Annotated in this window: 9 protein-coding genes and 1 pseudogene; 9 read left to right on the top strand and 1 reads right to left on the bottom strand. The window is 68.1% G+C overall.

Annotated features, from left to right (window positions below):
• The first annotated feature begins 121 nt into the window (after positions 1 to 121).
• The 9 genes and pseudogenes from ACLEQD_RS01605 to ACLEQD_RS01565 all read left to right on the top strand — a co-directional run bounded on the left by ACLEQD_RS01605 (position 122) and on the right by ACLEQD_RS01565 (position 6719).
• Positions 122 to 496, top strand: a complete 375-nt coding sequence (locus ACLEQD_RS01605; RefSeq protein ID WP_410381200.1) for a hypothetical protein — start codon at positions 122 to 124, stop codon at positions 494 to 496.
• Positions 385 to 990: pseudogene (locus ACLEQD_RS01600) on the top strand (S9 family peptidase); the annotation flags it as partial. The gene ACLEQD_RS01605 and the pseudogene ACLEQD_RS01600, both read left to right, overlap by 112 nt.
• A 141-nt stretch (positions 991 to 1131) precedes the next feature.
• Complete coding sequence (locus tag ACLEQD_RS01595; RefSeq protein ID WP_410381198.1) at positions 1132 to 1911, top strand: prolyl oligopeptidase family serine peptidase; 780 nt, start codon at positions 1132 to 1134, stop codon at positions 1909 to 1911.
• A complete protein-coding gene (locus tag ACLEQD_RS01590) occupies positions 1908 to 2126 on the top strand; it encodes a 3-hydroxyacyl-CoA dehydrogenase NAD-binding domain-containing protein (protein ID WP_410381196.1) in 219 nt (72 codons plus the stop codon). The genes ACLEQD_RS01595 and ACLEQD_RS01590 overlap by 4 nt, the downstream gene beginning before the upstream one ends.
• 208 nt (positions 2127 to 2334) lie before the next feature.
• Positions 2335 to 3198 (top strand): caspase family protein, encoded by an 864-nt coding sequence (locus tag ACLEQD_RS01585; protein WP_410381195.1) that lies wholly within the window; start codon positions 2335 to 2337, stop codon positions 3196 to 3198.
• A 286-nt stretch (positions 3199 to 3484) separates the two neighbouring features.
• Positions 3485 to 3988 carry a hypothetical protein gene (locus ACLEQD_RS01580; RefSeq protein WP_410381193.1) on the top strand — a complete coding sequence of 168 codons (504 nt, stop codon included), beginning with the start codon at positions 3485 to 3487 and terminating at the stop codon, positions 3986 to 3988.
• 7 nt (positions 3989 to 3995) lie between these two features.
• A complete protein-coding gene (locus ACLEQD_RS01575) occupies positions 3996 to 4925 on the top strand; it encodes a hypothetical protein (protein WP_410381191.1) in 930 nt (309 codons plus the stop codon).
• Positions 4926 to 5111: 186 nt separating this feature from the next.
• Complete coding sequence (locus ACLEQD_RS01570) at positions 5112 to 5693, top strand: hypothetical protein (protein WP_410381189.1); 582 nt, start codon at positions 5112 to 5114, stop codon at positions 5691 to 5693.
• 48 nt (positions 5694 to 5741) lie between these two features.
• Positions 5742 to 6719, top strand: coding sequence for a M12 family metallopeptidase (locus ACLEQD_RS01565; RefSeq protein WP_410381187.1), 978 nt, complete (start codon positions 5742 to 5744; stop codon positions 6717 to 6719).
• 62 nt (positions 6720 to 6781) lie between these two features.
• Here ACLEQD_RS01565 and ACLEQD_RS01560 read toward each other — a convergent pair whose 3' ends face one another.
• The gene (locus tag ACLEQD_RS01560) at positions 6782 to 7705 is read right to left on the bottom strand and encodes a serine protease (RefSeq protein WP_410381185.1); all 924 of its coding nucleotides are present in this window, start codon (positions 7703 to 7705) and stop codon (positions 6782 to 6784) included.
• Positions 7706 to 7953: the final 248 nt, after the last annotated feature.

Below are 7953 nucleotides of genomic sequence, written 5' to 3'. Positions count from 1 at the left end.
CCTGCGGGCCGCGGTCGCACGCTCGGCGCGCTACGCCCGGCGCTCGCCGCCCATCCCGGCGGGCCCGGGCGGGCGCGAGTTCGTCTGGCAGGCCGAGGCCAGCGACGACAAGCTCAAGCTGATGATGCGGCGCCACAGGGACGCGCCGCTGGAGACGGTGCTCGACCCCAACACCTGGGCGAGCACCGAGGCGCTGGCCTTCGCGGTGCCGTCACCCGACGGGACGCGGGTCGCGTTTGGCAAGGCCGTGGGCAGCCTGCATGGCGCCATCATCCACGTGCTCGACGTGGAGACGGGGAGGCTGCTGCCCGACCGGCCGCGGGCACGAGCCACGCGTCGCTGGCGTGGCGGCCCGACGCGTCCGGGTTCTTCTACGCGGCGTGCCCGGACCCCGGCGAGGTGGCTCCGGGCGACGAGGACCACTGGAACGCCATCTACGAGCACCGGCTCGGGTCGGGCGTGCCGGCGCGCAAGGTGTTCGGCGACGACCAGATGAAGGAGTACTGGTGCAGCGTCAAGGTCAGCGAGTGCCGCCGCTTCGCCGTGCTCTACAAGTGGGACTACGTCCACGCCAACGTCGTCTGCCTGCTGCGCCTCGCGGATGACGTGCTCGTGCCGGTGGCGCCCCAGATGCGGTCGCTCAACCAGGTGCAGGTGATTGGCGACTCGCTGCTCATCCAGACCGACCTGGAGGCCCCGCGCGGCCGGCTCTGCGTCGCGTCCCTGGCGGCGCCGACGCAGTGGCGGACGCTCATCCCGGAGGGGGCGGATCCCCTGCAGACGGTGACGGGGGTCGGCGGCCGGCTCTACGCCGTCTACTCGCACGCGGCCTCGCATCGCGTGCGCATCCACGCCCGGGATGGCACGTGGCTGCGGGACCTCGCGCTGCCGGCCCTCGGCTCGGTGAACCGCAACGAAGGGGAGGGCCTCGTCAGCGGCATCAGCGGAGCCTGGGGCGGCGGCGAGGTGTGGGTGAGCTTCACGTCGTACGTGCAGGCCCCTTCCGTCTACCGCTACGACTACGCGACGGATGCCCTGACGCCGTACCACGTCCCGGACGTCGGCATCGACGCGTCCGGATACGTGACAAATCAGGTCTGGTACGAGTCACCCGACGGCACGCGGGTGTCCATGTTCCTCGTGCACCGCAAGGACCTGCCGCGCGACGGCCGGCAGCCCGTGCGCCTGAACGGCTATGGCGGCTTCAACATCTCGCTGGAGCCGCGCTTCTCCGCGCTCAACGCCGCCTGGCTGAAGCTGGGGGGCGTGCTCGCCTTCGCCAACGTGCGGGGCGGTGGGGAGTACGGCCGCGCCTGGCACGAAGCGGCCTGCAAGACGCGGCGCCAGAAGGCGTTCGACGACTACATCGCGGCGGCGCGGTGGCTCGTCTCGGCCGGCTACACGACGCCCGCCCGGCTGGCCTCGCGGGGCAACAGCAACGGCGGGCTGCTCGTCGCCGTCACGGCGCTCCAGGCGCCCGAGTCCTTCGGCGCCGTCTACTGCCGGGCGCCCATCCTCGACATGTTGCGCTTCCCGAGCTTCGGCCACCTGAGCTCGGCGACCGTCGAGTACGGCTCACCCGACGACGCCGTCGAAGGGCCGTACCTCGCGAGCTATTCGCCCTACCACAACGTCCGGGCGGATCGCGGCTATCCCGTGATGGCCTTCGTGTCCGCGTTGAACGACCGGATCGCGCCGCCGCATGACCCGCTCAAGATGGTCGCCCGGTTCCAGGCCGAGGACACGCGCGGCGGACCCTATTTCCTGCTGCCGCTCCGGGACTCCGGGCACGGCGGCGGCACCACGATGTCGGCGCTCGTTGAACAGGACGTGGACGAACTCGGCTTCTACTGCTGGGCGCTCGGCATCACGCCCCCTACGCCCGGCGCATCCCTGGAGACCCCACCATGAATCAGGAAGACCCGAAGACAGACCTCCGGAGCGTCGGTGTCATCGGCGCGGGAACGATGGGCATCGGGGTGGCGCATGATCTGGTGCTGCATGGCCTGTCGGCGGTACGGGTCGACGTCTCGGAGGCCGCGAAGGTGAAGGTGTCGGAGGTGCAGGAACGGCTGCGGTTCACGACCCGGCTCGCGGACGTCGCGGGCTGGGACTTCATCATCTAGAACGTCCCCGAGGTCTTCGCGACCAGGAGCGCCGTGCCCGGAGGGAGCGGAGGGAGCGAGCCCCGGGCTCCCGGAGGCCGTTGCAGGGGGCACGGGAAGGGCGTGGCGGCTGGCAGGGGGAAGGGCCGGATGCACGCGGCGCGCTCCGCCTCCCTCCTGCCATCCCGAGCACCCGTCCCCAGCGTGAGTGACGGAGGCAGAGACCGTCATGGCACAGGGATATTCCATCAACATCGGTTTGAACGCGGTGGATCCGAAGCACTACGCGGGCTGGGATGGCCAGCTGAAGGCGTGCGAAGCGGACGCCGAGGACATGATCAGCATCGCGAAGGCGCAGGAGTTCAGCCGCATCCGCCCCTTCCTCACGAAGGACGCCACGCGCGCCAGCGTGCTCGCGGAGCTGGGCGAGGCGGCGTCGGTCCTCCAGGCCGGAGACCTGTTGTTGTTCACCTACTCGGGGCACGGCGGCCAGCTCCCTGACATGAACGGGGATGAGGACGACGGCCTGGATGAGACGTGGTGTCTGTACGACGGGGAGCTCGTCGACGACGAGATCTACCACGCGATGTCGAAGCTCAAGGCAGGCGTGCGGGTCTTCATGCTCTCCGACAGCTGCCACAGCGGCTCGGTGAGCAGCGTGGCCTATGCGGCCCTGCGCTCCAGCGGCAGCCTGCAGCTGCTGGTGGACTCCATGCGGAGCACGGAGGCCACGGAGCGGCACTTCAAGGAGATGCCGCAGGGCATCGAGCAGCGCACCTATCGCGAGAACAAGGCGATGTACGACGCCATCCTGAAGGGGCTGCCCAAGGAGGACCCGAGGCTGACGCTCAAGGCCACGGTGCTGCTCATCTCCGGCTGCCAGGACAACCAGCTCTCCAGCGACGGCGTCTACAACGGCCTCTTCACGGCCAACCTGCTGCGCGTGTGGAACGGCGGGAAGTTCAAGGGCTCCTACCCGACGTTCCACCGCCGCATCCTGCGCACCATGCCGCCCATCCAGTCCCCCGCGTACTCCATCATCGGAGTGCCGAGCCGCGAGTTCGAGCGGCAGGTTCCGTTCCGCGTGGGCTGAGGCGTCAGTCGACGTACTGCTCGGTGTCGGCGCCGTCGAGGTGCCGCACGCGAACCTTCGAGCGCGGATGGTGGAAGGCGAGCTTCTCCTCTCCCCCTTGGTACGTGTCCCGGGCTGCCTCTCGCGAAAGGATACGGACCCGTCGGGGCTGGAGTTGTCCAATGGCCTGGACCGTTGAAGGACTCCCTGACCAGAGGAGTGGACGGTTTCGCGAGGGAGTCTGCTGGGACGGCCCGTGGCGCGCGAAATGCTTTGCCTTTCGCTGTCTCACAACCCAGGGGGTCTCATGGAGAATGCCGACAAGACCAGTAGGTTCATGGAGTCCACGCGCCTGCCCACCGCCAGCGCGGGTGAGCTGACCGCATGGTGGGACCGCAGTCTGCCAAATAACCTTGCGTACAGCGGGTACCTGCCGTTCAAGGTCAAGATCGCCGGCAATACGATCGAGGATGGGGTGCGGGTGCTGCGGTTCTTCGTGGTCGGCCATCCATCACCCGCCGACAAGCCTTTTGAGCTGAAGCTGCAACTCGAGCACAGCCATGTCTGGCCGGACCTGCCCTCGACGGCTCAGCTGGGGGGCAAGGACCAGTTTGGGTTCCTCTTCCTGACGCCGCTGTGGTTGTCGAACAACGCTGTTCCCGAGAGCCTCGCCGCGGGGGGCGGCAAATGGCCGATTGGTGCTGCCTTGGCTCCTGCGCTCGCCCTTCAGCTGCTTGAGGCGCTGCAGGACGAAGGGGTGCGCCAGCAGGTGCAGCAGTTGATGGCTGAGCACCTCCCGTCGGAGGGCTGAACGCACCATGGACTCCTACCTCACGGTGATCTCCTACCCGGGGAAGATGGAGACCGTCTTCGAGAACATTGCCTTCAACGTACAAAGGCAGGACTCGCAAGAGCGGCAGGGCGCGCAGTACCGCTTCTGCCGGTGCCAGGACCCGGCCCAGCTCTATGAACTCGTCATGAGCGCCGGGCGCTACCTCACACGTCTCGACCTCGTGGGGCATGGCTCTCCCACACGCTTCCGGCTCGGCGACGACAACCTGCTGGAGTTGGGGCGCGAGCCGCACCCGGTGCTCAAGCAGTTGGCGAGGGAGCTGCCCGAGGACGTCGAGGTCCGCATTCTGGGATGCCTGACCGGCATTGGCGAAGAGGGTCTTGCCACGATCCAGGCGGCCTCCGCGGCCTTGGGAGGCAAGACCGTGATTGGAACGACGGCCCGGGTTGAGCCGGAGCACTTCGGTCCCGAGGGGCTGCTGAAGAGCTTCACGGCGACTCACTCCTCGCGCAGGACCGACATCGCGAGACCCTTGCCGGTTCCCTTCGCGGTTCCGGCGATTAGAGCCGCGTCTGGGCGCACCCCGTACCTCACCCAGTTGCTCAATCTGGACGTGCGGGACGTGGAGGCCTTGCTTCACTGGAAGCAGTTCTTCCCCGCGGGCTTCCAGCCATGGGGCCGCGGTCAACCCCTGGCGCAGCCGGACTTCAGCCTCCGCCACGAGGGCATCCAGGTCACGTTCGCGTGCGACTGCCGGCTGGTCCTCATCCAGGACGACCCCGGGAAGTCCCCCCTGCTGATGGGATGGAGCAGCCCGGACCCGGTCCCGCTTCTGCCCGCGATGATGCAGGCGTTGGGGGCCGGTAGCCTTCCAGGGTTCCTGTTCGCCCCCACGGCCGCGCCTGCCCCGGCTCACACGGAGCCCCCCCGGGCGAAGCGCTCGCGGACTCGCTGAGCCCTTCGCTGTCCAGTTCATTGGACAGACGTCATCGCCGTTTGTCGTCCCGGCAGGACAGCGCGAGCGCGCCCGGAGCAGAGGGCCGCTCGTCGCTGGGCTTCACCCCAGGCGCTCCCCAGGTCGGCATGGTTTCCGCAATGGGAAGGCCGGGGTTCACACACAACGTCAGCCATGGAGTGACCAATGGATCGGCTCATGGAAGTCTTTTCAATCATCGCCGTCTTCTCGGGCATCCATGAGCGTGTGCTCGAGGCGATCCGGGCGCTCGAGGCCCGCTTGCCGGACAGGAAGGTGCTGCTGGACCGTCTCACCGTGGGAGGATGGAACTGGGCGCCCGCCGTCATCCTGGCGCTCGTGACTCGCGCCAATCTCCTGGCGCTCCTCTCAGATGGAACGCAGGGATTCTTCGCTTGCTACCTGCATTCTTGGTTCAAAGATGTCCCGGCGGATCCACTCAAGGAGGTCACCGGCTGTTTGCTGATGGGCCTGACGACGACCCTGGGTTCCCGTTTCTGGCATGACCTGGTGAAGGTGCTGGTGGACCTGCGCACCGGGCTCAAGTCACTGCCCGAGGCCGCGCGCAGGCTCGCTGCTCCGGATGTCTCCAGGGCCTTTTCTGTCGCGGCGGAGATGCTGGCACGTCACGAGACACCGGCGACCATGGCTGTTTCCGATGCGCTCCGTGCCGCGGCCGACGCCACGGTTCCGCTCCGCCCCGCCCATGAAGTGGTCACCACCCAGCTCATCTCCAAAAGTCACGGGTGATTTTCACGGATGTCTCAACGCAGCAGGTGATGTCGGGGAGGACATGTCATGGCAATGCGAACCAAGGGGCTCGAGCGGTTTCTGGCGAGGGCTGACTCACTGGAGGGGCTGCACGGACGGGAGGTTCCACACCTGGCGGAGTCAGGGGCCGGCGAGGAGGCCGCCGCGCCGGGCGAGCCGGGGTGCTCGGTCAAACAATTGCCCGAGCGCCTCCTGATGAAAGCGGCGGAGGTGGCCAGCAGGCTCAACCCCGTGAATGAGCCTGTTTTCGGAAGGATCGCCGCGGCGGCCGAGGGCGCCTTGCCCACTCCCATGGCGGCGGCGGTGATCACCTCCAAGTACTGGGGTCCCAGGCCTCGAAAGCTCACAGTGAGCTTCCTGGACAATGCGCCGGTGGACCTGCGGAGGCGTATCGTCACGCACCTGAACGCATGGGCCCGGTTCGGGTGCATTGAGTTCGTCGAGACCTCCGGTGTCGGGCAGATCCGGATCGCGCGCGAGCTGAAGGGATACTGGTCCTACCTGGGAACGGACGTCCTGCTCATCCCGCAACATCTGCCAACCCTGAACCTGCAGGGCTTCACCATGAGCACGGATGAGCGCGAGTTCAGGCGGGTGGTTCGCCACGAGGCGGGTCACACCCTGGGGATGCCTCACGAGCACATGCGCAGGGAGCTGGTGAACCGGATTGATCGCCAGAAGGCCTACGATTACTTCCTGCGCAACCAGGGCTGGAGTCGTGCGGCCGTGGACCAGCAGGTGCTCACGCCCCTGGAGGATGCGTCCATCATGGCCACTCCCGCGGATGAGGACTCCATCATGTGCTACCAGCTTCCGGGGGCCATCACTGTCGACGGCAAGCCCATCCGTGGCGGCGTGGACATCACCGCGTCCGATGCCGAGTTCGTCGCCAGGGTCTATCCCAGGGCCGGAGGGCTCCCCGGCATGGGGCGCGGCTCGACCGAGAGCGACTGGGCTGAGAGCGACGACGTCCGGGATGAAGACCTCCTGATCGACGCTGCCTGAGCCGTGCATGGCCCCGCCGCGAATCAACTCGCGGCGGGGGGTTCCTTCGCATGCAGGGGAGCTCACGGTGACTGCGGGTAACCCAGCCACTTCCGGAAGGAGGAGACCCGGGTGTAGACGGCAGGGAAGCCCGGGCGGGCGCAGCCAACCCCGAAGCTCGTGATGCCCACCTGAAGCACCTTGCCTTCGGCGGTGGTCATCAAGAGCGGCCCGCCACTGTCTCCCAGGCACGTGTTCTTCGTCCTGGGAGCGCCCGCGCAGAGCATCTTGGGCGTGATGGGATAGTCCCGCAGGTAGCGGGTGGCGCACTCCGCCGGCGAGGTTACCTGCACCTGCACTTCTCTCAGGACCGGTGCGCTCGAGCGCTGTTCGCGCGCGCGGCCCCAGCCGAGGGCGGTCAGCACCTGGCCCTCGTCCAGCACCAGGTCCGGCCCGGCGAGCTGCACGGGGGCGAACTCCACCACGGGGGCGGCCAGCCGGAGGAGGGCGACGTCGTTCTGGAGGCTCTGGTCGTCGAAACGCACGTGCGAGGTCACCGCGACGATCCGGAGCGCCCGGCCCCGGGTCGTGGACAGGTCATGCCTGCCAATGATGGCGTAGTGGCCGGTGGAGACCTCACAATGCGCGGCGGTCAGCACCGTGTCCGGTGTGATCAACGAGCCACCGCAATACTGTGTCAGCGTTCCCTGCTGGTTCCGGTAGGTGATGGCGACGCTGAAGGGCCACTTCCCAGGGGCGGCCTCGTTGCCTCCCGCGATGGCCTGGGTGGCGCGCACCCGTTCGGCGCGGGGGCTCACGGCCTTTGATGCCGCGTGTCCGTCCGCGGTGGGTCGCGGCACGCCCCGGGCCTTGAACATCACCCGGGTGCTGTCCTCGAACGACAAGGCCACGGGATGCGCGGCGCGGCGGGCGGGCGGCTCCACGGCGTGGGGTGGATTCACGACCAGGGTCATGCTCCAGAACAGACCGAAGGGCCCAAGCGTCATGAGACGGATGCTCCAGCTCTCGCGGCATGGGAGGAGGGCCGCTCGCACCCACGGGAGTGCGTGAAGCGTGCCGCCCCCTGGCCATGGCTCGCCCCGTGTCGCTCCCTGCCCGTGCCCTGCCTCGCCTGTCCACTCCGGGCGACTGCATGCCAGGGGCCTGTCGAACCGGATGGACGGCGCGGAGCTCCCGAGGTGGAGTCCGCCTCACTGGCCCGGTGTGCAGTTGCACACCCGGATGCCATTGGCGG

Origin of the sequence: Corallococcus sp. 4LFB, assembly GCF_046520365.1 — a bacterium.
In the GTDB taxonomy this organism is placed as follows: Bacteria; Myxococcota; Myxococcia; order Myxococcales; family Myxococcaceae; genus Corallococcus; species Corallococcus caeni.
The sequence above is the reverse complement of the archived record's forward strand: the minus strand, read 5'-3'. Positions and strand labels throughout refer to the sequence as shown.

Bases quoted from the DNA above. Each gene is read 5' to 3' on its own strand.
- ACLEQD_RS01605 (WP_410381200.1), top strand. From the start codon at position 122: ATGATGCGGCGCCACAGGGACGCGCCGCTGGAGACGGTGCTCGACCCC.
- ACLEQD_RS01595 (WP_410381198.1), top strand. From the start codon at position 1,132: ATGTTCCTCGTGCACCGCAAGGACCTGCCGCGCGACGGCCGGCAGCCC.
- ACLEQD_RS01590 (WP_410381196.1), top strand. From the start codon at position 1,908: ATGAATCAGGAAGACCCGAAGACAGACCTCCGGAGCGTCGGTGTCATC.
- ACLEQD_RS01585 (WP_410381195.1), top strand. From the start codon at position 2,335: ATGGCACAGGGATATTCCATCAACATCGGTTTGAACGCGGTGGATCCG.
- ACLEQD_RS01580 (WP_410381193.1), top strand. From the start codon at position 3,485: ATGGAGAATGCCGACAAGACCAGTAGGTTCATGGAGTCCACGCGCCTG.
- ACLEQD_RS01575 (WP_410381191.1), top strand. From the start codon at position 3,996: ATGGACTCCTACCTCACGGTGATCTCCTACCCGGGGAAGATGGAGACC.
- ACLEQD_RS01570 (WP_410381189.1), top strand. From the start codon at position 5,112: ATGGATCGGCTCATGGAAGTCTTTTCAATCATCGCCGTCTTCTCGGGC.
- ACLEQD_RS01565 (WP_410381187.1), top strand. From the start codon at position 5,742: ATGGCAATGCGAACCAAGGGGCTCGAGCGGTTTCTGGCGAGGGCTGAC.
- ACLEQD_RS01560 (WP_410381185.1), bottom strand. From the start codon at position 7,705: ATGACGCTTGGGCCCTTCGGTCTGTTCTGGAGCATGACCCTGGTCGTG.